General features: G+C 73.8%; 21 protein-coding genes. 9 read left to right on the top strand and 12 right to left on the bottom strand.

Annotated features, from left to right (window positions below; genetic code table 11):
• Positions 1-129 precede the first annotated feature (129 nt).
• From amrb99_RS45080 to amrb99_RS45095, 4 genes are read left to right on the top strand one after another with little or no spacing between them, the layout of a single operon-like run.
• Complete coding sequence (locus amrb99_RS45080) at positions 130-978, top strand: class II fructose-bisphosphate aldolase (RefSeq protein WP_190868243.1); 849 nt, start codon at positions 130-132, stop codon at positions 976-978.
• A complete protein-coding gene (locus amrb99_RS45085) occupies positions 972-2,276 on the top strand; it encodes an alpha-glucosidase/alpha-galactosidase (protein WP_190868244.1) in 1,305 nt (434 codons plus the stop codon). The genes amrb99_RS45080 and amrb99_RS45085 overlap by 7 nt, the downstream gene beginning before the upstream one ends.
• Positions 2,276-3,184, top strand: coding sequence for a carbohydrate kinase family protein (locus amrb99_RS45090; RefSeq protein WP_190868245.1), 909 nt, complete (start codon positions 2,276-2,278; stop codon positions 3,182-3,184). Before amrb99_RS45085 ends, amrb99_RS45090 begins: the two co-directional genes overlap by 1 nt.
• A gap of 56 nt (positions 3,185-3,240) precedes the next feature.
• Positions 3,241-4,002 carry a DeoR/GlpR family DNA-binding transcription regulator gene (locus amrb99_RS45095; protein WP_190868246.1) on the top strand — a complete coding sequence of 254 codons (762 nt, stop codon included), beginning with the start codon at positions 3,241-3,243 and terminating at the stop codon, positions 4,000-4,002.
• A 31-nt stretch (positions 4,003-4,033) separates the two neighbouring features.
• On the opposite strand, the gene amrb99_RS45100 is transcribed toward amrb99_RS45095, so the two are convergent.
• The 3 genes from amrb99_RS45100 to amrb99_RS45110 are packed head-to-tail and all read right to left on the bottom strand — an operon-like array spanning position 4,034 to position 7,082.
• The gene (locus tag amrb99_RS45100; RefSeq protein ID WP_206700361.1) at positions 4,034-4,879 is read right to left on the bottom strand and encodes a carbohydrate ABC transporter permease; all 846 of its coding nucleotides are present in this window, start codon (positions 4,877-4,879) and stop codon (positions 4,034-4,036) included.
• Complete coding sequence (locus amrb99_RS45105; protein WP_190868247.1) at positions 4,876-5,811, bottom strand: sugar ABC transporter permease; 936 nt, start codon at positions 5,809-5,811, stop codon at positions 4,876-4,878. The genes amrb99_RS45100 and amrb99_RS45105 overlap by 4 nt, the downstream gene beginning before the upstream one ends.
• On the bottom strand, positions 5,811-7,082 hold the full coding sequence (locus amrb99_RS45110) for an ABC transporter substrate-binding protein (RefSeq protein WP_190868248.1): 1,272 nt from the start codon (positions 7,080-7,082) through the stop codon (positions 5,811-5,813). The genes amrb99_RS45105 and amrb99_RS45110 overlap by 1 nt, the downstream gene beginning before the upstream one ends.
• A gap of 284 nt (positions 7,083-7,366) precedes the next feature.
• On the opposite strand from amrb99_RS45110, the gene amrb99_RS45115 reads away from it, so the two are divergent.
• Both amrb99_RS45115 and amrb99_RS45120 read left to right on the top strand, forming a co-directional pair.
• A complete protein-coding gene (locus amrb99_RS45115) occupies positions 7,367-9,004 on the top strand; it encodes a hypothetical protein (RefSeq protein WP_190868249.1) in 1,638 nt (545 codons plus the stop codon).
• Between the two features lie 128 nt (positions 9,005-9,132).
• Positions 9,133-10,077 carry a Rieske 2Fe-2S domain-containing protein gene (locus tag amrb99_RS45120; RefSeq protein WP_190868250.1) on the top strand — a complete coding sequence of 315 codons (945 nt, stop codon included), beginning with the start codon at positions 9,133-9,135 and terminating at the stop codon, positions 10,075-10,077.
• 75 nt (positions 10,078-10,152) lie between these two features.
• Here amrb99_RS45120 and amrb99_RS45125 read toward each other — a convergent pair whose 3' ends face one another.
• The gene (locus amrb99_RS45125) at positions 10,153-11,031 is read right to left on the bottom strand and encodes an NAD(P)H-binding protein (protein ID WP_190868251.1); all 879 of its coding nucleotides are present in this window, start codon (positions 11,029-11,031) and stop codon (positions 10,153-10,155) included.
• Positions 11,032-11,153: 122 nt separating this feature from the next.
• Between amrb99_RS45125 and amrb99_RS45130 the strand changes: the two genes are divergently transcribed.
• Positions 11,154-12,215 (top strand): LysR family transcriptional regulator, encoded by a 1,062-nt coding sequence (locus amrb99_RS45130; protein ID WP_206700362.1) that lies wholly within the window; start codon positions 11,154-11,156, stop codon positions 12,213-12,215.
• Here amrb99_RS45130 and amrb99_RS45135 read toward each other — a convergent pair.
• On the bottom strand, positions 12,134-12,760 hold the full coding sequence (locus amrb99_RS45135; RefSeq protein WP_241756541.1) for a TetR/AcrR family transcriptional regulator: 627 nt from the start codon (positions 12,758-12,760) through the stop codon (positions 12,134-12,136). The genes amrb99_RS45130 and amrb99_RS45135 overlap by 82 nt on opposite strands.
• Positions 12,761-12,864: 104 nt before the next feature.
• Here amrb99_RS45135 and amrb99_RS45140 point away from each other — a divergent pair, with 104 nt between their 5' ends.
• Together amrb99_RS45140 and amrb99_RS45145 are read left to right on the top strand one after the other, a co-directional pair.
• Positions 12,865-13,827: a diiron oxygenase gene (locus amrb99_RS45140; protein WP_190868253.1), complete on the top strand. Its 963-nt coding sequence runs from the start codon at positions 12,865-12,867 to the stop codon at positions 13,825-13,827.
• Positions 13,828-13,850: 23 nt separating this feature from the next.
• Complete coding sequence (locus tag amrb99_RS45145) at positions 13,851-15,377, top strand: FAD-dependent oxidoreductase (protein ID WP_190868254.1); 1,527 nt, start codon at positions 13,851-13,853, stop codon at positions 15,375-15,377.
• A gap of 3 nt (positions 15,378-15,380) precedes the next feature.
• On the opposite strand, the gene amrb99_RS45150 is transcribed toward amrb99_RS45145, so the two are convergent.
• The 7 genes from amrb99_RS45150 to amrb99_RS45180 form a co-directional block, all read right to left on the bottom strand.
• Entirely contained in the window at positions 15,381-16,409 is a 1,029-nt protein-coding gene (locus amrb99_RS45150) for an ABC transporter permease subunit (RefSeq protein WP_190868255.1), read from the bottom strand.
• Entirely contained in the window at positions 16,406-17,296 is an 891-nt protein-coding gene (locus amrb99_RS45155; RefSeq protein ID WP_190868256.1) for an ABC transporter ATP-binding protein, read from the bottom strand. Before amrb99_RS45155 ends, amrb99_RS45150 begins: the two co-directional genes overlap by 4 nt.
• 110 nt (positions 17,297-17,406) lie before the next feature.
• Positions 17,407-18,063 (bottom strand): response regulator transcription factor, encoded by a 657-nt coding sequence (locus amrb99_RS45160; protein WP_190868257.1) that lies wholly within the window; start codon positions 18,061-18,063, stop codon positions 17,407-17,409.
• Positions 18,060-19,238: a histidine kinase gene (locus amrb99_RS45165; protein WP_190868258.1), complete on the bottom strand. Its 1,179-nt coding sequence runs from the start codon at positions 19,236-19,238 to the stop codon at positions 18,060-18,062. The genes amrb99_RS45160 and amrb99_RS45165 overlap by 4 nt, the downstream gene beginning before the upstream one ends.
• Positions 19,239-19,262: 24 nt before the next feature.
• Positions 19,263-19,796: a metal transporter gene (locus tag amrb99_RS45170; RefSeq protein ID WP_190868259.1), complete on the bottom strand. Its 534-nt coding sequence runs from the start codon at positions 19,794-19,796 to the stop codon at positions 19,263-19,265.
• Positions 19,797-19,945: 149 nt separating this feature from the next.
• Complete coding sequence (locus tag amrb99_RS45175) at positions 19,946-20,845, bottom strand: phosphotransferase (protein ID WP_190868260.1); 900 nt, start codon at positions 20,843-20,845, stop codon at positions 19,946-19,948.
• On the bottom strand, positions 20,845-21,789 hold the full coding sequence (locus amrb99_RS45180) for an aminoglycoside phosphotransferase family protein (RefSeq protein ID WP_190868261.1): 945 nt from the start codon (positions 21,787-21,789) through the stop codon (positions 20,845-20,847). The genes amrb99_RS45175 and amrb99_RS45180 overlap by 1 nt, the downstream gene beginning before the upstream one ends.
• Positions 21,790-21,792: the final 3 nt, after the last annotated feature.

Raw genomic sequence — 21,792 nt, forward strand, 5'->3', positions numbered from 1 at the left:
GCCCTGGCCGGCCGCGCTCGGCGAGGCCGCCGCGCTGGCGGCCGCCGCCGTCGCCGCGCCCGCCGCCGGCGAGTTCGACCCCGACGTCCTCCGGCGGCACCGCCGGGCCACGAAGGTGAGGGAGACATCATGCCCCTGGTGAGAACGGCCGAGCTGGTGCGGCCCGGCGAAGGCGTCGCCGCGTTCAACGTGATCACGCTGGAGCACGCCGAGGCGATCGCCGCGGCCGCCGAGGAGACCGGCCGCCCGGTCATCTGCCAGATCAGCCAGAACGCGGTGCGCTTCCACGGCGGACGGCTCGCGCCGATCGCCGCCGGCACCCGCGCGGTGGCGGAGGGCTCGGCGGCGCGCGTCGCGCTGCACCTGGACCACGTGACCGACGAGGACCTGATGCGCCAGGCCGCCGACCACGGGTTCGGCTCGGTGATGTACGACGGCTCCGAGCACGACTACGAGGAGAACGTGGCCCGCACCGCGGCGGCCGCCGCCTGGGCCCACGAGCGCGGCCTCTGGCTGGAGGCCGAGCTCGGCGAGGTGGGCGGCAAGGACGGCGCGCACGCCCCGGGCGTCCGCACCGACCCCGGCGAGGCCGCCGCGTTCGTCGCCGCGACCGGCGTCGACGCCCTCGCGGTCGCCGTCGGCAGCTCGCACGCGATGACCGAGCGCACCGCCGTCCTCGACCACGGCCTGATCGCGCGGCTGCGCGACGCGGTGCCGGTCCCGCTGGTGCTGCACGGCTCGTCGGGGGTCGCCGACGACGAGCTGCGCCGCGCCGTCGGTCAGGGAATGACAAAGATCAACATCGGTACGGCCCTCAACATCGCCTTCAGCGGGGCGGTCCGCGCGAACCTGGACCGGGGCGTCGACCCGCGCCGCTACCTCGCGCCCGCCCGCGACGCCATGCGGGAGCGGGTCGCGCACCTGCTGGAGGTCATCGCGCCCCGTTCCGCCGAGAGCATTGGACAACGTGCATGCTGAACATCGCCTTCGTCGGCGCCGGCTCGGTCGAGTTCACCCGCCAGCTGCTGCGCGACATCCTCTCCTACCCCGAGCTCGGCGGCGTCCGGCTCGCGCTGCACGACATCGACCCTGAGCGGCTGGAGGTCGCCGAGGGCCTGGCGAGGCTTACCGCGAAGGAGCACGGCGCCGCGCCCGCCATCACCGCGTCCCTGGACCGGCGCCGCGCGCTGGAGGGCGCCGACGTGGTCGTGAACATGGTCGCGGTCGGCGGGCACGCCGCGACGGTGAAGGACTTCGAGGTCGCCGCGGAGTTCGGCGTCCGGCAGACCATCGGCGACACCCTCGGCATCGGCGGGATCTTCCGGGCACTGCGCACGTTCCCGCTGCTGGAGGGCCTGGCCGCCGACATCAAGGCCGTCTGCCCGGACGCGTGGCTGCTGAACTACACCAACCCGATGGCGATGAACCTGCAGTACCTCGCGGCGATCGCGCCGGAGGTGAAGGCCGCCGGCCTGTGCCACTCGGTGTACTGGACCGTCCGGGACCTGTCGGAGCTGGTCGGCGTGCCGTACGAGGAGGTCGACTTCCACTCGGCGGGCGTCAACCACCAGGCGTGGGTGCTGAAGTGGGAGCACCGCGGCCGCGACCTGTACCCGGCGCTGGACGCCGCCATCGAGGCCGACCCCGAGCTGAGGCGGCGGGTGCGCGTCGACATGTACCGGCGCTTCGGCCGCTACCCGACGGAGACCAGCGAGCACTCGTCCGAGTACGTCCCCTGGTACCTGAAGGACGAGGCGGAGATCGAGCGGCTGCGCATCCCGGTCGGCGAGTACGTGCGGATCAGCGGGGGCAACCTGGCCGAGTACGCGCGGGTCCGCGACTGCCTGGCGCGCGGCGAGTACCCGGCGCCGCGCGAGGACGAGGACGCCACCGAGTACGCGCCGCAGGTCATCCACAGCCTCGCCACCGGCGAGCGCCGCACCATCCAGGTGACCACCGCCAACACCGGCCTGATCACCAACCTGCCGATGGGCGCGGGCGTCGAGGTCCCGGCGACGCTCGACCGGACGGGCGTGCACCCGCACCACGTCGGCGCGCTGCCCCCGCAGCTCGCGGCGCTGAACCGCGCCTTCCTCAACGTGGTGGAGTTGACCGTCGCCGCCGCCGTCGAGGGCGACCCGGCGCACGTGCGGCACGCCGCGATGTGCGACCCGGCGACCGCCGCCGCGCTGCCCGTCGAGCGCATCGCCGAGCTGTGCGACGCGCTCACCGCGGCGCACGGCGACGCGCTGCCCGCCGCGCTGCGGAGGAACTGATGCTGGACCTGCTGGTCGTCGGGGACGCCAACCCGGACGTCCTCGTGCACGGCGCCCCCGACGTCCCGCCCTACGGCCAGGCGGAGACGCTCGTCGGGGGCGGCGTGCTCGCGCTCGGCGGGTCCGCGGCGATCGCCGCGCACGGCGCCGCCCGGCTCGGCCTGGCGACCGCGTTCGCGGGGCTGGTCGGCCGGGACGCCGCCGGCGACTTCGTCCTCGACGCGCTGAGCGCCGCCGGTGTGGACGTGTCCCGCGTCGTCCGGCACGACACGCTGCCGACCGCGCTCACCGTGTGCCTGAACCGGCCCGGCGGCGACCGGGCGATCCTCACCGCGGCCGGATGCCTGGCCGAGTTCGGGCCCGAGCACGTCCCGGACGTCGCGGCGCGGCACGTGCACGCCGCGTCCTACTTCCTCCAGCCGCGCCTCGCCGGGGCGCTGCCCGCGCTGCTGCGCGGGCACCGGGCGTCCGGCGCGACGACCTCGCTGGACACCAACGACGACCCGTCCGGGCGCTGGGAACTCGCGCCCGGGCTGCTCGCGGAGTGCACGTTCCTGCTGCCCAACGAGGCCGAGGCGCTCGCGCTGAGCGGCCGTGCCGCGCTCCCGGAGGCGCTGGACGCGCTGGCGGGCGCCGGCTGCGTCCCGGTCGTCAAGCGCGGCGGCGAGGGCGCCGTCGCGCTGACGGACGGGACGGCCGTGCGCGCCGGCGCGCCCCTCGCCGACCCCGTCGACACCGTCGGCGCGGGCGACAGCTTCGACGCGGGCTTCCTCGCGGGCTGGCTCGACCGCGGCGACCTGGCCCACGCGCTCGCGCTGGGCGCGGTGTGCGGCGCGCTGTCCACGCGCGCCGCCGGCGGCACCGCCGGGCAGGCGACCCTCGCCGAAGCACTCGCGCAAATTGCGTGATTATTTCCCGCTGAAACGGCTACTTTCGCGCATCCTATGTACTCTATAATGATCGGATGCGTCAGCAGGACCGTCTTCCCCTCATCCTCGAACGGCTCGCCGAGCACGGCTCCGTGAGCGTGGTCGACCTGTCGGCCGAGCTGCAGGCCTCGCCCGCCTCGATCCGCCGCGACCTGCAGGTCCTGGAGGAGCAGCAGCTCCTCAAGCGCACGCACGGCGGCGCGATGGCGGCCGAGGTCATCTACGAGCTGCCGATGCGCTACCGCGGCGGCCGCAGCCAGGAGGAGAAGCGCCGCATCGCGCAGGCCGCGGTGCGGCTGGTCGACGGCTCGGTGCACTCGGTCGGCTTCAACGGCGGCACCACGATCACCGAGCTGGCCCGGCTGCTGTCCACCGGCCGCGCGCTCAAGGTCGTCACCAACGCCCTCAACATCGCCGCCGACCTGTCCGTGCGGCCCGCGATCGACCTGGTCGTCACCGGCGGCGGCGTCCGCCCCGAGTCCTACGAGCTGGTGGGGCCGATCGCCGACCGCACCCTCGCCGACATCAGCCTGGACCTGGTCTTCCTCGGCGTGGACGGGATCGACGCCGAGGCCGGCATCAGCACCCACGACGAGATCGAGGCCCGCACCGACCACTGCCTGATGCGGGCCACCCGCCGGGTGGTGGTGCTCGCCGACGGCTCCAAGATCGGGCACCGCGCCTTCTCCCGGATCGCCCCGATCGGCGAGGTCGACATGCTGATCACCGACGCCGGCGCGGACCGCGCCGAGCTGGACCGGATCCAGGCGGCGGGCGTCGAGGTGACCGTGGCCTGAGGCCCCGGTCACCTCGACGCCCGCCGGGGGGCTACTTCAGGCCCGCGGTCGCCACGGACCGCACGAAGAACCGCTGCGCGACGAAGAACAGCACGAACACCGGCAGCTGGCTGATCACCGTGCCGGCCATGAGCCGCGGCCAGTTCGTCGTGTGCGCGCCCTGGAACGTCTGCAGGCCGAGCTGGACGGTCATGTGCTCCGGGCTCTGCACCGCGATCAGCGGCCACAGGAAGTCGTTCCACGTCTGCAGGAACGTCAGCACCGCGAGCGTCGCCAGCGTCGGGCGCATCAGCGGGAGCATCACCTGGAACAGGATCCGCAGCCGGCTCGCGCCGTCGATCCGCGCGGCCTCCTCCAGCTCCCGCGGCACCGTCATGAAGAACTGCCGCAGCAGGAAGATCCCGAACGCGGTCGCCAGGTTCGGCACGATCAGCGCGCCGAGCGTGTCGGTGAGGCCGAGCGTCCGCACCATGATCAGCGTCGGCAGCATGACGATCTGGAACGGCACCATCAGCGTGGCCAGCACCGCGACGAACAGCGCCTTGCTGCCGAGGAACCGGATCCGGGCGAACGCGTAGCCCGCCAGCGAGCAGAACACGAGGTTCCCGGCCACGCAGCTGACCGACACGATCGCGCTGTTGCCGAGCCAGTGCCCGAGCGGCGCGTCCCGCAGCGCGTCGGTGTAGTTGTGCCACTCGATGCCCGACGGCAGGCCGGGCGGGAACCGCCGCGTCTCGGCCTCGGTGGAGACCGACAGCAGCACCATCCAGAGCAGCGGCGTCACCATCACCAGCGCGATCGGCAGCAGGATCAGGTGCAGCGGGCTCGGCCGCCGGAACCGGCGCGCGGCCGGGGCGTTCATCGTCGTCATGCTCATCGGCCCTCGTAGAAGGAGGCGCGGCGGGTGATGGCGAGCTGCACCACGGTCACCAGCAGGATGACCAGGAACAGCGTGCAGCCGACCGCGGCCGCGTAGCCGCCGTCGAAGTCCACGAACGCCTTGTTGTACAGGTGGTAGACGATGACGGTGGTGGCGCGCAGCGGCCCGCCCTTGGTCGTCACGTACACCTCGTCGAACAGCTGCAGCGAGTTGATCGTCAGCCAGACGACGAGGAAGCCGGACGCGGGCGCCAGCAGCGGCAGCTCCACGTGCCGGAACGCCTTCAGCCGGCCGCAGCCGTCCAGCGCCGCCGCCTCCATCAGGTCCTTCGGGACGCTCTGCAGCGCGGACAGGTAGATGATGACGGCGAAGCCGAGCCACCCCCACACCGTCATCGCCACCAGCGCGAACAGCGCCTGGTTCGGATCCTGGAAGAAGCCCTGCTTGGGCAGGCCCGCCTTGGACAGCGCGGCGTTGACCGGGCCGAACTGCGGGTTCAGCAGCCAGTTGAAGATGATCCCGGTCGCGACCGTGGAGGTCACCAGCGGGACGAACACCGCCATCCGGTACAGCGTGATGCCGCGGATCCGCTGGTTGAGCAGCACCGCGATCGGCAGCGCCAGCACCATCGTCAGCGGCACGAACAGCACCGTGTAGATCGCCGACCGCCGGGCGGCGTCCCACATCAGCGGGTCCTTGACCAGCTCGGCGTACTTGGCGCCGCCCGCGAACGTGCCGGGGGAGGTCAGGTCCGTGTCCTGGAAGGACAGCCAGAACGACCACAGCACCGGCAGCATGCCGAAGATCCCGATCAGCAGGATGGCCGGGGAGACGAACCCCCAGCCCGCCAGGTGCTCGCCGAGCCGCCGCCGCGACCGGCGCGGCCGCCGGTCCTTGGCGGCGGGCGCGGTCAGCGCGGTGGACGCCATCAGGAGCCCGCCAGGATGTCGTCGACCTGCTTGGCGGCGTCGGCGAGCGCGGCCTGCGGCTGCTTCTTGCCGAGCAGGACCGCCTGCACGGCGGTGCCGAGGGCCTGCGAGATCTGCGGGTACTGCTTGATGTTCGGACGCGCCTTGGTGACGTTCTGGCTGAGGTTGTCGATGAACACCTTGTTGCCGGGGTACTTGGCCAGGTAGTCCTTGTACTCGGGCAGCTTCTCCTCGGACGCGCGCAGCGGCAGGTCACCGGTCTGCGTGGCGTACCGCAGGTGGATCTGCGGCGAGGTCAGCCACTTCAGGAACGCCCAGGCGGTCTTCTGCGCCTTCTTGTCGAAGAGCATGTAGTAGTCGGGGCCGGAGATCGTGGCGTGGGTGGCCTTGCCGGGCAGGTACTGCACGCCGTACGAGACGTCCTTGTTGATCTGGCCGAGGTCCCACGGGCCGGTCCACAGCATGCCGACCCGGCCGGAGTTGAACAGGTTGAGGTACTGCTGGTCGCCGGTGTCGAGGTAGACCGACTTGTCGGTGACGGACATGTCGTGCAGCAGCTGCATGGCCTGCTGCCCGGCGGGGGAGTCGAAGGCCGCCTTCTTGTTCGCGGAGTCGAGCAGGTCGCCCCCGGCCTGCCAGAGGAGCGCGAGGAAGCGCCAGACGGTGTCCTCGGTCCCGTCGTTGACGTAGGCCCAGCCGTACTTGTTGTTCCCCGACAGCTTCTTCGCGGCGTTCCTGAAGTCGTCCCAGGTCCAGTCCGGCGTCGGGTACTTCAGGCCCGCGGCGTCGAACATCTTCTTGTTGTAGACGAGGCCGAGGTTGTCGACCAGCGCGGGGATCCCGTAGATCTTGTCGTCCACGGTGGCGCCCTGGCGGGCCGCGGGGAAGAAGTCGTTCCAGTCGACGGCCGGGTCGCCCTTGACCAGCGAGGTGAGATCCTGGGTCTGGTGGCGGCCGGTCAGCGCGGTGATCGACGAGCCGTACTGGTAGGCGACCGAGGGCGCCTTGCCGGACACGAAGGACGCGAGGGTCTTCTGCAGCGTGTTGTCGTTGTTGCTGAAGACCGGCTCGACCTTCTGGTCGGGATGGGCGCCGTTCCACTCGCCGACGAGCTTGGTGATCGTCTCGGCCTGGACGTCGGTGTACCCGTGCCAGAAGGTGATCTTCTTCGCGTCGCCGCCGCCGCCCGAGCCGCAGGCCGAGGAGAGGCCGGCCACCAAGGCGACCCCGGTGACCAGCGCGGTGATCCGGCGACCGCTCGGCTGCCTCATGATCGCCTCCAGATGCTCGTGCTCGATTGTGCAGGATGCGCGGCACTTTAGAACACAATCGCTCAACGAGCAAGGGATCGCGGGGACCTCTACGTGGGTTGCTGGTCGGTAACCCGGCCAATCGATCACAATGTTGCAGCGAAGATGCGTGATCGCGCTTGGCGGGGGCGTTCGACCGACAATGATCAGGTGGGGGAGGCGATGATGGCGGAACCGAGCGGACCGTCCCTGCCACCGGGCGGGGCGACGGCGGCGGCCGGGCCGAGGCCGGCATGAGGGGGGCGATGGCGGTCCTCTCGGGCCTGCTGGTCCTGTTCGCGCTGTCCGGCGCGGTGCCGGCGGACGCGGTGACCGGCAGCGTCCGCGTCCGGCCGGGCGACGACTGGACGCTGCCCGGATGGGTCCGCCCCTCGCCGAACAGCGGGTTCTTCTCCGAGCAGGCCGCCCCGGAGCACCACGTCGACCTGCGCGGCCTCGACCTCACCTGGCGGCAGCTCCAGCCCGGCGGGCCGGGACGGCTGCGCGACGACACCACCGGCACCGCCGAGGACCTGACCTTCCGGCCGCTGCGCGAGCAGCTCGCGCAGAAGCGGCCGTTCTGGATGCGCGTCTTCGCCAGCGGCTCGTCATGGGCGCCGGGATGGGTGGCCGACGAGTGCGGCGTGGAACCGATCGGCCCGGACTACGAGGGGCAATACCATCTGCCCATCTGGAACGAGTGCGTGTGGGGGCGGCTCCTCGGCCTCTACAAGAAGCTGTTCGTCGAGTCGGGCCTGCGCGCCGATCCGCGGCTGCGGTTCGTCTACGTCCCCGGCGCCTTCACCTGGGCGGAGTTCGACTACGACATCGTCAGCGCCGCCGCCAAGCAGGGACTGACCTTCAATGAGTACCGGTCCTGGTACTCGCATGCCTGGCACGACCTCGCCGCGCTGTTCGGGCCGTACCGCACCAAGCTCGTCTTCACCGGCGAGGACTACCCCTGGAGTCCGTGGGGGAGCAGGACGGACCAGTTCGCCAGGCAGGCGGTCGACGCCGGCCTCGGCGTCCGCACGGGCATCACCGAGGAGTTCAACTACCACCTCAGCGAGGCCCCCTCCTATGGCAGCCGCATAGAGCCCGACGGGCACATGACGGTGGACGAGAGCCTGCCCGTCCACGACGGACGGCACGTCGTCGCCACCGAGAACGAGTGCTTCAACGACTGCGGCTACACCACCGCCGACCCCTACTACGCCGTCCGCCAGGCGAACCTGAAAGCGCTGCAACTGCGGATGAACTGGGTGTACGTGGTGCCGGGCCCGTCCTATATGAAGCAGTACCCGGCCCAATGGCGGTGGGTGCGGCTGAGCATCGGCAAGACCGCGTCCGACTCCCCGGACGCCTGGGCCGCGCTCCGCGACGCGGAGGACACCTACTGGAAGGACGGGACCGGGCCGTTCACCGGGAACCGCGCGTGGCGCACCCGGCCATGGGTGCGCAACCTCGAACGCTGGCTCGTCCAGCGCGACGTCCGGCCGGACGGCACCCCGCGCCGCTCCACGGCCGACGTCCACCGCAACGTCCTCTCCGAGGAGAACGGCACCGCCTACGAGGGGCTCCGCACCGACCGCGCGCACGGCCAGACCTCGATGTACTTCGACGTCGACAGCCGGTTCCGCGCCCGGCGCGACCGCCGGGCGGTGGACGTCAAGGTGACCTACCGCGACGCGGGCCGCGGCGCGTGGTGGATCGAGTACGAGGGCGGGCGGTCGCCGCGCGTCCGGCGCTCGGGCGACGGCGCGTGGAAGACCGCGACGGTGCGGCTGCCCCGTCCGGTGTTCGCCGGACGCCTGCGCGGCGGCACCGACTTCCGCCTCGCCACCGGCGCGGGCGACGACCTGGACGTCCGCTTCGTCCGCGTGGTCCGCCGCAGCGGGCCCTGACGGCGGGCGCCGGCCTCCGGGCTGCGGCCGCCCCGCGTTTTGCATCCCGCAGGGCGGATAAGGAGCGGACGAGCGACGTCGTGCGATCGCGGGACGTGACCGTTCTCTCGGGCCTTGGGGAGGCAGTGATGAGCATGCCGCACAGAATGGTGCGCCGACTGGAGCAGGCGGAGGTGCTGGACAAGGTCGCCGGGCCGCTGAGCTCCGCGGTCCGGCGCGTGGTACAGCCGCGGATCGTCCGCAACCTGCTCAGCGGGACCTACCTCGGCCATCCGCTGCATCCGCCGCTCACCGACGTGGCGATCGGCGCCTGGAGCATGTCCTCGCTGCTGGACGTCGCCGGGGGACCCGACGCCGAACCCGCCGCCGACCTGCTGGCGATCACGGGAGTGGCCGCCGCCGTGCCGACCGCGATGTCCGGGTTGAACGACTGGTCCGACACCCTCGGAGCCGAACGGCGGGTGGGCATGGTCCACGCCGCGGCCAACACCATGGCACTGGCCCTGTACGGGGCGTCCATCGCCATGCGGGCCCGCGGGGACCGCCGCGCCGGCAAGGCCCTCGGGCTCGCCGGCTTCGGGGTGCTGGGGTTCAGCGCCTACCTCGGCGGCCACCTGTCCTTCGTGATGGGCGTCAACGTCAACCGCACCGCCTGGCAGCAGGGGCCGCAGGACTGGACGCCGGTCCTCGGCGAGGACGAACTGCCCGACAGCGAGCACCGGACGGTGGACGTCGGCGGCGTCCCGATCATGCTCTACCGGGCGGACCGGCAGATCTACGCGCTGTCGGCCACGTGCACCCACCTGGGCGGGCCGCTGGACGAGGGCACGGTCGCGGACGGCTGCGTCACGTGCCCCTGGCACGGCAGCACCTTCCGGCTGTCGGACGGCGGTGTCGTGCGCGGCCCGGCCAGCACGCCGGAACCCCGCTTCGAGGCGCGCGTCCAGGACGGGCGCATCGAGGTCCGCGTCCCGCCGCCGGGCGCTCCGGCCCGCAAGGGCGAGGGCGCGCACGCCGGCCCGACCGAGCGGATGGGCCGGGCGGCCCGCCGCCGGATGGCGCGGGTCTCCTGACCGGCCGCCCCGCGTCCCGCCGCGGGCGGGCCGGGCACCGCGCACACGGCGCCCGGCCCGCGTCGCGTCCGCGGCTCAGCCGAGGACGGCCGGCTTCAGCTCCTGCTCGCACCACTCGCGGAAGGTGGTGGGCGAGGTGGACTCGGGAGTGCGCGGCTCGGCACTGTCCAGGCCGTTCTCCTTGGCCACGGCCATCTCGACCAGTCCCTGGGCGTTCGCCTCGGACACCCCGCGCGCGAGCATGCTCTCCTTGAAGGCCTCGACGGAGATCCGCTGATGGCGGACGGGCCGCCCGAGCACCTCGGACATGATCCGCGCCAGGTCGTCGTTCGACAGGTCCTCCGGGCCGAGCACCGGGACGTCGCCGCGCCCCGTCCACGACGGGTCGAGCAGCAGCTTCAGGGCGGCGTCGGCGATGTCGCGGCAGGCGCACGTCGGCAGCTTGCGGTCCCCGGAGATCGCCGAGTAGAAGACGCCGTCGTTCTTGATGCTCTCCACCTGGCCGAGCATGTTGTCCATGAAGGTCGGCAGCGTCAGCGCCCGGAAGTGCACGCCGGTGCTCGCGATGAGGTCGTCCATCTTCAGCGTCGCCGTGACGTGGCCGGCCTCGGGGAGCACTCCGCGGCCCAGGGCGGAGACGCAGACGACCCGCTGGACGCCCTGGCTCCGGAACGCCTCGCAGGCCGGGCCGGCGAAGCGGGAGTAGACGTCGTCGAGGCTCTCGGCCCGGTGGTCCGGCGGCGCGAGCCAGAAGACGGCGTCGGCGCCCGCGAACGCCTTGGCCACGACGTCGGGGTCGCCGTGCGACCCTTCGACCACCTCCGCGCGCTCGCGCACGCGGTCGGGCAGCCGGGACGCGTCCCGAACGATCACGCGGACCGGTGCCCCGGCGGCGAGCGCGCCGTCGACGACCCGGCGGCCGATCCTGCCGGTGGGCGTGGTGATGACGATCATTGAAGTCTCCAGACACGGACAAGGGGAGCGCGGGCGCCGGAACGGCGCCGGCATCGACCAGTCAAGCCACCGCCGCCGCGGACCTGAAGGATCGATCCGGTCCGCATTGATACCCTGGGGATATGAATGACCTGGAGTCGCGGCAGCTCAGGTACTTCGTGGCCGTCGCCGAGGAGCTGAACTTCGGGCGGGCCGCCGAGCGGCTGGGCATGGCGCAGCCGCCGCTGTCCCGGGCGATCCGCGAGCTCGAACGCGGGCTCGGCGTGCGGTTGTTCGAGCGCACCACCCGCCAGGTCGCGCTGACCCCCGCCGGCGAGGTGCTGCTGCGGGACGCGCGCACCGCGCTGGAGGCGATCACCGCCGCCGCCCGCCGGGCCGTGCACGCCGGACGGCCCGCGCCGGAGCTGCGGCTCGCGCTCAAGGCCGACTTCGACGCCGGGCTGCTGCCGCAGTTCCTTGCCGCCTACCGGCAGGAGCCCGAGGCGATCCCGGTGGAACTGGTGCTCGGCGGCCGGGGCGACCAGGAGGCCGCGCTGCGCGACGGCCGCGCGGACGTCGCGGTCCTGCCCGAGCTGACCGACGACCGCGGCCTGGACGTCGAGCCGCTGCTGACCGAGCCCCGGCTGGTCGCGCTGGCCGCGTCCGACCCGCTCGCCGCCCGCTCCTCGCTTTCCCTGTCCGACTTCGCCGGCCGGGTGCTGCCCGACGGCAGGCCCGCCGAGCTCGGCGGCCTGCCGCCCGGCCCGGACGGCGGCGACGGCGGGCCGGGGCGGCCCGCAGCGCGGGGGTCCTTCGCCGAGAGCCGGCGCCCCGTCCGCGACCTGACGGAGCTGTTCAGCCTCGTGGAGCTCGGCGGCGTCATCTGGTTCGTGCCGGTGTCGATCGCGCGGCGGCACGCGCGTCCCGGCATCGCCTACCGGGCCGTCGGCGACCTGCCGCCGACGGAGTTCTCCGTCGTCTGGCCGCAGGACTGCCGCTCGCCCGCCGTCGCGGCGTTCGTCCGCGCCGCCACCGCCGTCGCGGCCGCCGCGCAGCCCGTGATCGACGCGCAGCCGCTGGACGTCCCCGGTCCGGCGGGCCCGGCCCGGCCGGCGGAGGCCGGTCAGCGGGCGGACGCCGCCGGGGCCGCGCCCTCGCCGCGTCCGGGCAGCAGCGAGATGAACCCCGTGACGGTGCGCAGGTAGCGCCGCAGGTCCTCCGGGTCGTCGGCGTCGACGCCGGCGCTGTTCACGAAGACCAGCGACAGCACGATCCGGGTCAGCACGTCGATGAGCACCGGCACGTCGACCGGCGGGAACTCGCCCCGGTCGATCTTCTCCTGCACGACCGGGGCCGCGAGGGCCGTGACGCGGGCGACGGTGAGGTCCGCGCGGATCGTGAACCACGGCAGCACCATGTCGGGGACGTCCCGGACGGCGGCGGACAGCAGCGGGTGCCGGCGGGCCCGGCCGACGAGGAAGGCCAGCAGGTCCGACACGTAGTCGGCGTCCCAGCGGGCGGCGTCGATGATCGGCGCGGCCTCGGCGAGGTAGGCGGTGAGCTCGCGCTCGATCAGCGCGTCCTTGATCTCGTCGAGGCTGCCGCCGTACTTGTACAGCGTCGGGCGCGACAGCCCGGCCCGGCGCGCGATCGCCGACAGCAGCCGGGTGGAGGAGAACCCGCCCTCGGTCAGGCACGCGGCGGCGGCGTCGAGGATGCGGGCGTGGATGTCCCCGTCCTGCCTCGGCATGGGCCCGATTCTATGGCCGGGCCCACAGTCCCCGCCCATTGACCCGGTAAGCGACCACTGTTTACAGTTCCTATAGGAAGTGTAAACGATCTAGGAGGTCCCCGATGGCACAGGTGACCGAGTACCGCGAGTTCCTGCGGACCCTCTCCAACGGATCCGTCCACCGCCGGTTCGACCCGTACCTGGACATCGACTGGGACTCCCCGGACTTCGCCATCGACGCCTCGGACCCGCGCTGGATCCTGCCCGACTGCGACCCGCTCGGCGCGCACCCCTGGTACAAGGCGCAGCCCGAGGAGAAGAGGATCGCGATCGGGCTCTGGCGGACCGCGAACATGCAGAAGGTCGGCCTCGTCTTCGAGAGCGTCCTCATCCGCGGGATGATGCAGTACGCGATGAGGCTCCCGAACGGCTCCCCGGAGTTCCGGTACTGCCTCCACGAGATGTCGGAGGAGTGCAACCACATCCAGATGTTCCAGGAGCTGGTCAACCGCACCGGCGTGGACGTGCCCGGGATGAAGGCGCCCTACCGGGCGACCTCCTCGCTCTGGCACCTGGCCGCCTACGCGCCGGTCATCTTCTTCATCGGCATCCTGGCGGGCGAGGAGCCCATCGACCACTTCCAGAAGGACGTCATCCGGGACGGCGCCGCCCGCCCGCCCGCGCTGCTGCGCACCATGGAGATCCACATCGCCGAGGAGGCGCGGCACATCTCGTTCGCGCACCGCTTCCTCAACGAGCACGTGGCCCGGCAGACCAAGGCCGGCAAGGGCGTCACCTCCATCGCCTACCCGCTGGTCATGCGCTGGCTGGCCGGCGCGATCATGGCGCCGCCGCGGCGGTTCGCCAAGGAGTTCGGCATCCCCCGCAAGGTGATGCGCGAGGCGTTCTGGCAGCGCCCGGAGTCCAAGGCCATCCTGCGCGGCTACTTCGGCGACGTCCGGATGCTCGCCGAGGAGCTCGGCCTGATGAACCCGGCCGCACGGAAGGTGTGGAAGGCCTGCGGCATCGACGGCGAGCCGTCCCGCTACCGCGGCGAGCCGCACCGCCGGGCCCACGCCGCCTGACCCGTTAGGAAGCACCCCCAGCCATGCCCCACGTGGTCACGCAGTCCTGCTGCGGCGACGCGTCCTGCGTGTACGCCTGCCCGGTGAACTGCATCCATCCCACCCCGGACGAGCCGGACTTCCTCACGTCCGACATGCTCTACATCGACCCGGTCGCCTGCGTCGACTGCGGCGCCTGCGTGACCGCGTGCCCGGTCGACGCGATCGTCCCGCACGACCGGCTGCCGGAGTCGCAGGAGCCGTTCGCGTCGATCAACGAGGCGTTCTACCGGGACGGCCGGGTGCGGCCGCTGCTGGCGCCGCACGTCCCGCCGCTCACGGTGTCCGCGGGCCGGGAGCCGCTCGACGTGGCGATCGTGGGGACGGGCCCGGCGGCGATGTACGCGGCGGACGAGCTGCTCACCGTCCCCGGCGCGCGGGTCACGATGTACGAGCGGCTGTCCGTCCCGTACGGGCTGGCGCGCACCGGCGTCGCCCCCGACCACGTGCGGACCCGCCAGGTCGGCGACCTGTTCGACCGGATCGCGGCGCAGGACGGGATCCGGATCGTCCACGGCACGCAGGTCGGCCGCGACGTGACGCACCAGGACCTCCTCGACCGGCACCACGCGGTGGTCTACGCGGTCGGGGCGTCCGCGGACCGGCGCCTGGACGTCCCGGGCCGCGACCTGCCGGGCACCGCGACGGCCACCGAGTTCGTCGCCTGGTACAACGGCCACCCCGACCACGCCGGCCGCCGGTTCGACCTGTCGCACGAGCGGGCGGTCATCGTCGGCAACGGCAATGTCGCGCTCGATGTCGCCCGCATCCTGACCGCCGACCCCGAGCACCTGGCCGGCACGAGCATCGCGCCCCGCGCCCTGGAGGCGCTGCGGGACGGCCGCGTCCAGGAGGTCGTCATCGTCGCCCGGCGGGGCGTCGCGCACTCGGCCTTCACGCTCCCGGAACTGGTCGGGCTCATGCAGCTGACGGGCATCGACCTGGTGCTCGACTCCGCCGACCTCGACACCGGCCTCGACACCGGCCCCGACACCGGCCCCGACACCGGCACCGGCGCTCTCGGCCACGCCGCCGCGCAGAAGCTCCGGCTGCTGCGCGAGCTGGCGGAACGGCCCGCGACGGGGAACGGGAAGCGGATCGTCCTGCGGTACCTGGCGTCGCCGCTCGCGATCGTCGGCGACGACCGCGTCCAAGGCGTCGAGCTGGTCCGCAACGCCTACGTCCCCGGCTCCGGCGACCGGGTCGAGCCCACCGGCGAGCGCGAGACGCTCGACGCCGGCCTGGTGCTCAGCTCGATCGGCTACCGCGGCACCGCCGTCCCCGGCGTCCCGTTCGACGAGGCCCGCGCGGTCATCCCGAACGCGGGCGGCCGCGTCCTCGCCGAGCCGGGCGGCGCCGTCCTGCCCGGCGTCTACGCCACCGGCTGGATCAAGCGCGGCCCGACCGGCTTCATCGGGACCAACAAGCAGGACGCCATGGAGACCGTCCGCCACCTCGTGGAGGACTACAGCGAGGGCCGCCTGCGCGCGCCCCGCGCGAGCCTCGTCTGAACCTCAGCTCACCCGGTGCCGCACGCGCCAGAGCCCGAACACCGTGAGGACTCCGGCGAGCAGGAGGTACGCGGCGGTCTCCAGGCCCTGGAACGCCCAGTAGCGGCTCTTCGGCTGGTAGGCGACGTCGACGTGCAGGTTCATCCGGGCGAGGCAGACGGCGGTGTCGCCGAACCTCCCGCCGGCGCCGGTCCGCTGCGGGCTGTTCAGGCACTCGTCGAACTTCGCGCCGCTGAGCGTCCGGCCGTCCGCCGTGCGGAACGGGCTGATGTCGCTCACCCAGGCGCCGGGGGAGCCGGGGACGGCGAGGCCGTGGACGACGGCGCCGCCGGTGATGCTCCCCATGTTCTGCGCCCCGTTGATGGCCTGGGCGGTCATCCGCAGGGTGGTCCTCTCGGGCGGGAGGAGGTGGGGCCGCACCATGTTCGGGAAGACGAACTGGAGCACGATGAACGCGACTCCCGTGACCGCCATCGCGGGCAGCGTCCGGCGCACGAGGAGCCCGACGACCGTGCCGAGCGTGAACGCCAGGACGGCGTAGCCGATCGGAGCGATGTCGCGGGCGCCGAACACGATGGTGGAGAAGCGGTCCTCGGTCGCCTCATCGAACGGGCGCGCCGCCCAGGTGAGCAGCGCGGCGGCGGCGCCGGTGAGCGCCGCGCCGGCCAGCGCGAGGAACGCGAGCTTGACGGCGAGCCAGCGGCGCCGGGTCACGCTCTGGTTCCACACGAGCCGGTGCGTGCCCGTCTCCAGCTCCCGCGCGATCAGCGGCGCGCCCCAGAACGTCCCGATGACGACAGGGATCAGCTGGAGCCCGGCGGCGAGGAACAGCAGCGTGCTCTCGTAGTCGCCGCGGAACTGCGCGAGGGCGGGCGGGCAGTCGGCGGGCCTGCTCGCGCAGCGGGCCCGGTAGGCGCCGTGGGCGTCCCGGATATCGGTGCCGAGGTACACCAGGTAAGCGGCGATCACGGCCAGCGCGACGGCGGCGACGAGCGCCTGGACGCGGAACTGGCGCCAGGTCAGCCAGATCATCGCGCGCCCTCCCCGGTGGTGGCGGACGCCCTGGTCATGTAGGCGAGCACGATGTCCTCCAGCGAGACGGGCTCGACCCGGTACGGCTCCGGCGGGACGGCATCGCCGCGCACCACCGCGGTGTCGCGCTCGCCCGCGCTCTCGGCGTGGACGATCTCGACTCCGGCCGGCGGCCGGGCGAGCCCGCCGCGCGGCGCGACCAGGCGGCGGTGCGCGGCCAGCACGTCCCGGACGTCCCCGGCGACCTGCACGCGGGAGGCGCACAGCACCACCAGGTGGTCGCAGACGCGCTCGATGTCGCCGAGCAGGTGCGACGACAGCACCGCGGCGGCGCCGAGTTCGGCGGCGGACTCCAGCAGGTTCCGCAGGAACCCGGCGCGCGCCAGCGGGTCCAGCGCCGCGGCCGGCTCGTCGAAGATCAGCAGGTCGGGGCGCTTGGCGGCGGCGATCGTGAGGGCGAGCTGCGCGCGCTGCCCGCCGGACAGCCCGCCGGCCCGCTGGGCGGGGTTCAGCCCGGCCTGGGCGACGCGCCGCTCGGCGAGGGCGGCGTCCCATCCCGGGTTCAGCCTCGCGCCCATCCGCAGGTGGTCGGCGACGGTGAACGACCCGTACACGGGGGTGTCCTGCGCGACGAACCCGACCCGCGCCAGGTGCGACGGCCCGGCCGCCGGGGCGGATCCGAGCACGCGCAGCGACCCCGACGTGGGCTCGATCAGGCCGCAGGCCAGGTGCAGCAGCGTGGACTTCCCGGCCCCGTTCGGCCCGACGAGGCCGATGACGCGTCCCGCCGGGACGGTCAGGTCGACCTCGCTGAGCGCCGTGCGGCGGCCGTACTTCTTCGTCAGGCCCTCGGCTTGGAGCACCGGGGGCGGTTGCTTGTGCGGCATGCCGCTCATCCTCGGAGGCGGGCGCCCGCCCGCCCATCGGCCCGCAGCACCGTTCGCCCCGCCGGAGACCGTACTTTCGGCCGGTTCGCCGCCGGCCGGTTCGCGGCCGGTCAGCCGCCCTCGACGATGCGGTTCTCCCACGCCCACGCAGCGATCTCGATCCGGTTGCGGAACCCCAGCCTGCTCTGGACGCCGGCGATGTGGCCCTTCACCGTGCTGAGGGAGATGAACAGCTCGGCGGCGATCTCCTGGTTGGTGCGGCCCCGCGCGACGGCCCGCACGACCTCCAGCTGCCGCTCCGACAGCGGGACGTCCGCGGTGCGCGCGCCCGGCGCGCCGCCCGCCGTCAGGTGCCGCAGCAGCCGCAGCGTGACCGACGGCGACACGAGCGCCTCGCCGTTGGCGGCCGCGCGGACGGCCTCGACGAGCAGCGCGGGGCCGGCGTCCTTCAGCACGAACCCGGCCGCCCCGCCGCGCAGCGCCCCGTACACGTACTCGTCCAGGTCGAACGTGGTGACCACCACGACCCGCAGCGGATCGCGCACGCCGGGCCCGGCCAGCGCGCGGGTGACCTCGATGCCGTCGAGGCGGGGCATCCGGATGTCGACCAGGCACACGTCCGGGCGCAGCCGCCGCGCCGCCTCCACCGCCTCGGCCCCGTCCGCGGCCTCGCCGACCACCCGGATGTCGGGCTGGTCCTCCAGGATGAGCCGCAGGCCGCCGCGGATCATCGTCTGGTCGTCGGCGATCAGCACGGTGATGGTCATCGGGACTCCCGGAGGGGCAGGACCGCGCGCACCGACCAGCCGCCGCCGGGCCGGGGGCCGGCGGCCAGCGTGCCGCCGAGCGTCTCGACGCGCTCGCGCATGCCGACGAGCCCGTACCCGGCGCGATGATGCGGCCGGGCCGGGCCCGGCGGGGCGTCGTCGTCGACCCGCACGGTGACGCCCTCCGGCTCCTCCGCGACGGTCACGGCGACCGAGCCGGCCTGGGGCGCGTGCCGACGGACGTTCGTCAGCGCCTCCCGGACGATGCGGTACACCGTGCTGGTCACCTCCGGGGGCCAGTCCGTGCCGCCGCAGGACCGGAGCGTCGCCCGCGGCCCGCCCGCGCTGAACCGCTCGACCAGCTCGTCGAGCCGCTCCGGCCCGGGCGAGGCGGGCGCGGCGTCGGCGGTGTCGCGCAGCAGGCCGACGACGCGGCGCATGGCGGCGAGGGCCTCGGTGCCGGCGGTCTCGATTCCGGCGAGCGGCTCCGCCGCGTTCGCCGGGTCCCTGCGGGCGACGATCTGGGCGGCCTGGGCCTGGATCACCATCCCCGTGATGTGGTGGGCGACGATGTCGTGCAGCTCGCGGGCGAGCTCGAGGCGCTCCTCGCGGCGCACCCGCTCGGCGGTCGCCGCGGCGTGGGCGTCGAGCGTCCGCAGCCAACGGCCCACCGACACCGCCGCCAGCCACGCCCCGGCGTAGAGCACGGCCATCGAGGACGCGCCGCTCGCGCTGACCGGAGGGTCGGCCGCCAGGCGGGCGACGGCCAGGGCCAGGCCGGCGGCGGCGACCGCGCCGGCCTTGGCGGCGGGAAGGACCCGGACCGCCGTGCCGATCAGCACCGCCAGTCCGAGCACCATGGCCGGGCCGGGTTCGGTGGGCAGTCCCGCCGCGCGCGCCGCGACGATCGCCGTCGCCGCGACGGCGAGGCCGCCCGCGGCCGTCCACGCCGGACGCCGGCGGCGCAGCAGCGCGAGCGCGCAGACGACCACCGCGGCCGGACCGCCGAGCCGCCAGCTCGCGATGCCCCAGCTGTCGGCGAGGGCGACCGCCTGGTAGGCGATGGCCGCGGCGAACAGTGCGGCGAGCCCGGCGCTTGAGGCGGCCCCGGCCCATCGGCGGGAACCGATCAACGCGGCCGTGCCGCACCACCGCCGGACCGCGCCGTTCGCCATTGTTTCGTTCTCTCCTTGCGCTCGTCACGGGTACGGCCGCCGCGCGGCCGTGGCCCGATGCTCCCGGTCCGGTCGCACCTTGTCGAACACGCGCAGGCCCGCGCCGGTGACCAGGGCACCGATCATGATCAGGGCGGCCAGTACGGTGACGGCGCCGTGCTCGGCGATCCGGGCCGACGCGACCACCGCGATCCCGCCCGCGCCGACGGCGGCCGCCGCGGGCACGGGCAGCCTGCGGAGCGCGGAGCCCACGAGCACCGCCAGACCGAGCGCGGTGACGGGCCCCGGCTCCCGCGGCAGGTCGGCGGCCGCGGACACGGCGATCGCGGCGGCCGAGACGATCAGCGCCGCGACCGCCGCTCCCAGGGGCCACCGCCCGCGCAGCAGCGCTAGCGCGCACACCGCGACGGAGATGACGAGGTCGAGGACCCAGGACGTCCCGCCCCAGCTGTCCATGAGCATGTAGGTGGTGAAGGCGATGCCCAGGGCGAACACGAGGCCCAGCCCGATGCCGGACAGCACGGCCCCGGCCGGCCGCGGTCGATCCGCTGCGTTCATGGGCACGACGCTAGGGAGCCGCGCCGCCCGCGGAACCGGCCGAAAGTACGGAAAGGACGTCCGCGGGTCGTGCTCCCGGCCGGTTCGCCTGTGCTCGGTGCTCGGTGCTCGGTGCTCGGTGCTCGGTGGTCGGTGGGCGGCCTCGGGTGTTACGGCCGGAGGGCGAAGAAGGTCTTGACGCGGCGCTCGTGGTAGTCGAGGTCGTCCTCGTCGTGCACGGCGCCCCGTCGCCGGGCGTGCTCGAAGTAGGCCGCCTCGCGCCGCAGCCGGTGCCTGATCAGCTGGACGACCGTCTCGTCGTCCATCTCGCCCGCGGTGCCGCCGGCGTCGTGGTAGTCGGCGATGAAGCGGCGCCGCTCGTCCGGCGCGTCGCCGTGCTCGTCGGCCCATTCGAGCGCGGCGGACGCCACCTCCAGCTCGGGCGCTCCGACGAACGCCTCGTCCCAGTCCAGGACCGCCACCAGCCGGCCGTCCCTGGCGAGGGTGTTGCCGGTGTAGAAGTCCGCGTGCAGCGGGTGGCGCACGCGGCGGCGGCGGTGGAACCCGGCGAGCCAGCGGTCCAGTTCCGGATCGGCCAACGCGGGGACGTCGTGCGGCGGCTCTCCGTACAGGCCGGTCTCCAGGAACGACGGCACGGGGCGCGGCGGCGGCCGGTGGGACGCCAGCGCGCGGTGCAGCCGGGCGAGGAGGCGCGCGCCTTGCGTCCGCATCTGCGGCTCGTCGGCGTCCGGCCACTCGCCCGCGACATGGGACCACACCGACACGGGCCGGCCCTCGACCCGGACGACCGTCGTCCCGTCGCGTGCGCGCAGCGGCGCGACCGCCTCCGGCAGGCCGGCGGCGGCATGCGCGGCGATCCCGTGGCACCACTCTGCCTCGGTGTTCGTGCGGCTCGCGGGACCGACGCGTACGACGATGTCGCCGGCGCGGTACGCGGCCGACTCCTCCCCGCCGTACAGCCGCACGGGTTCGCCGTCGACGGGCCGTCCCCAGGCGTCCTGGACCGCGCGCCTCATGGCGGCGGTCAGCGGCGTATCGACGAACGGCATCACGCACTCCTTCCGGACATCCGGTGGCGCAGCAGGGCGGTGGCGATGGTGACCTGGACCGGGTCGAGCGCGGTCTCGCCGTCCTCGACGTCCCACAGCGCGTTCTGCAGGACGCGGCCGAGCGTCCATCCGGCCGCCCGCCGCCGGTCCAGGCCGAGGGCCTCGGTCAGCAGGTCGAAGCGGCGGAGCACCGCGCGTGAGACGTCACCGGCGGCCACCAGTTCGTCCCACCGGTTGTCCAGCGCGGGCAGCAGGTCGAAGCCGGGATCGCCGGCGAGCGGCTTGGGGTCGATGGCCAGCCAGGGCTCCCGGTCCCCGGCGAGGACGTTGTCGTAGTGCAGGTCCCAGTGCAGCAGCCGGTCGCCGGGCTCGCCGACCAGCTCGGCCACGGCGGACGCGCAGGTCCGCACCAGCCGCCGGTCGGCCGGGTCCGCCAGCGCGGGCACGGCACGCGGCACCTCGTCGAGCATGGCGGCGGCGATGTCGGCCAGGCGGCGCAGACCGTCCGGGGCGGGCACCGCGACCAGGCGCGCCAGCAGCCCGGCCAGGATCTCCAGGGCGGCGGTGTCGTCGGCCACCGACGACAGCGGCCGGGCCTCGTCGAGGCGCTCCAGCAGCATCGTCCCGGTGCCGGGATCGTGGTCGAGGAGGCGGACCGCCCCGTCGCCGCTCCACACGCGCAGGCCGACCGGCTCGGTGGCGTGCTCGTCGGTGACCGGCTGGAGCTTGAGCGCGGCGGGCGTGCCGTCCGCGCGGGTCACCGGCAGGACGAGGGACGCCATGCCGTGCCGTCCGGGACCGTCCGGCCGCAGCTCCCAGCGGTCCAGGAAGGCGGCGGCCAGGTCGGGCAGCGCCGCGATCCAGGCACGGCCGGACGCGCCGCCGTGCCTGGCGTGCGAGGCGGCCAGCGCCTCGGGGACGTCGATGCGGATCGACGTGCTCATGGT

Source organism: Actinomadura sp. RB99 (genome assembly GCF_014706005.1).
Taxonomy (GTDB): domain Bacteria; phylum Actinomycetota; class Actinomycetes; order Streptosporangiales; family Streptosporangiaceae; genus Spirillospora.

Coding starts and splice junctions, on each gene's coding strand:
- amrb99_RS45170 (WP_190868259.1), bottom strand. CDS start 19,796: ATGAACGCAGCGGATCGACCGCGGCCGGCCGGGGCCGTGCTGTCCGGC.
- amrb99_RS45100 (WP_206700361.1), bottom strand. CDS start 4,879: ATGAGCATGACGACGATGAACGCCCCGGCCGCGCGCCGGTTCCGGCGG.
- amrb99_RS45110 (WP_190868248.1), bottom strand. CDS start 7,082: ATGAGGCAGCCGAGCGGTCGCCGGATCACCGCGCTGGTCACCGGGGTC.
- amrb99_RS45160 (WP_190868257.1), bottom strand. CDS start 18,063: ATGACCATCACCGTGCTGATCGCCGACGACCAGACGATGATCCGCGGC.
- amrb99_RS45120 (WP_190868250.1), top strand. CDS start 9,133: ATGAGCATGCCGCACAGAATGGTGCGCCGACTGGAGCAGGCGGAGGTG.
- amrb99_RS45165 (WP_190868258.1), bottom strand. CDS start 19,238: ATGGCGAACGGCGCGGTCCGGCGGTGGTGCGGCACGGCCGCGTTGATC.
- amrb99_RS45180 (WP_190868261.1), bottom strand. CDS start 21,789: ATGAGCACGTCGATCCGCATCGACGTCCCCGAGGCGCTGGCCGCCTCG.
- amrb99_RS45140 (WP_190868253.1), top strand. CDS start 12,865: ATGGCACAGGTGACCGAGTACCGCGAGTTCCTGCGGACCCTCTCCAAC.
- amrb99_RS45150 (WP_190868255.1), bottom strand. CDS start 16,409: ATGATCTGGCTGACCTGGCGCCAGTTCCGCGTCCAGGCGCTCGTCGCC.
- amrb99_RS45175 (WP_190868260.1), bottom strand. CDS start 20,845: ATGCCGTTCGTCGATACGCCGCTGACCGCCGCCATGAGGCGCGCGGTC.
- amrb99_RS45095 (WP_190868246.1), top strand. CDS start 3,241: ATGCGTCAGCAGGACCGTCTTCCCCTCATCCTCGAACGGCTCGCCGAG.
- amrb99_RS45155 (WP_190868256.1), bottom strand. CDS start 17,296: ATGCCGCACAAGCAACCGCCCCCGGTGCTCCAAGCCGAGGGCCTGACG.
- amrb99_RS45090 (WP_190868245.1), top strand. CDS start 2,276: ATGCTGGACCTGCTGGTCGTCGGGGACGCCAACCCGGACGTCCTCGTG.
- amrb99_RS45130 (WP_206700362.1), top strand. CDS start 11,154: ATGAATGACCTGGAGTCGCGGCAGCTCAGGTACTTCGTGGCCGTCGCC.
- amrb99_RS45105 (WP_190868247.1), bottom strand. CDS start 5,811: ATGGCGTCCACCGCGCTGACCGCGCCCGCCGCCAAGGACCGGCGGCCG.
- amrb99_RS45080 (WP_190868243.1), top strand. CDS start 130: ATGCCCCTGGTGAGAACGGCCGAGCTGGTGCGGCCCGGCGAAGGCGTC.
- amrb99_RS45115 (WP_190868249.1), top strand. CDS start 7,367: ATGGCGGTCCTCTCGGGCCTGCTGGTCCTGTTCGCGCTGTCCGGCGCG.
- amrb99_RS45145 (WP_190868254.1), top strand. CDS start 13,851: ATGCCCCACGTGGTCACGCAGTCCTGCTGCGGCGACGCGTCCTGCGTG.
- amrb99_RS45125 (WP_190868251.1), bottom strand. CDS start 11,031: ATGATCGTCATCACCACGCCCACCGGCAGGATCGGCCGCCGGGTCGTC.
- amrb99_RS45085 (WP_190868244.1), top strand. CDS start 972: ATGCTGAACATCGCCTTCGTCGGCGCCGGCTCGGTCGAGTTCACCCGC.
- amrb99_RS45135 (WP_241756541.1), bottom strand. CDS start 12,760: ATGCCGAGGCAGGACGGGGACATCCACGCCCGCATCCTCGACGCCGCC.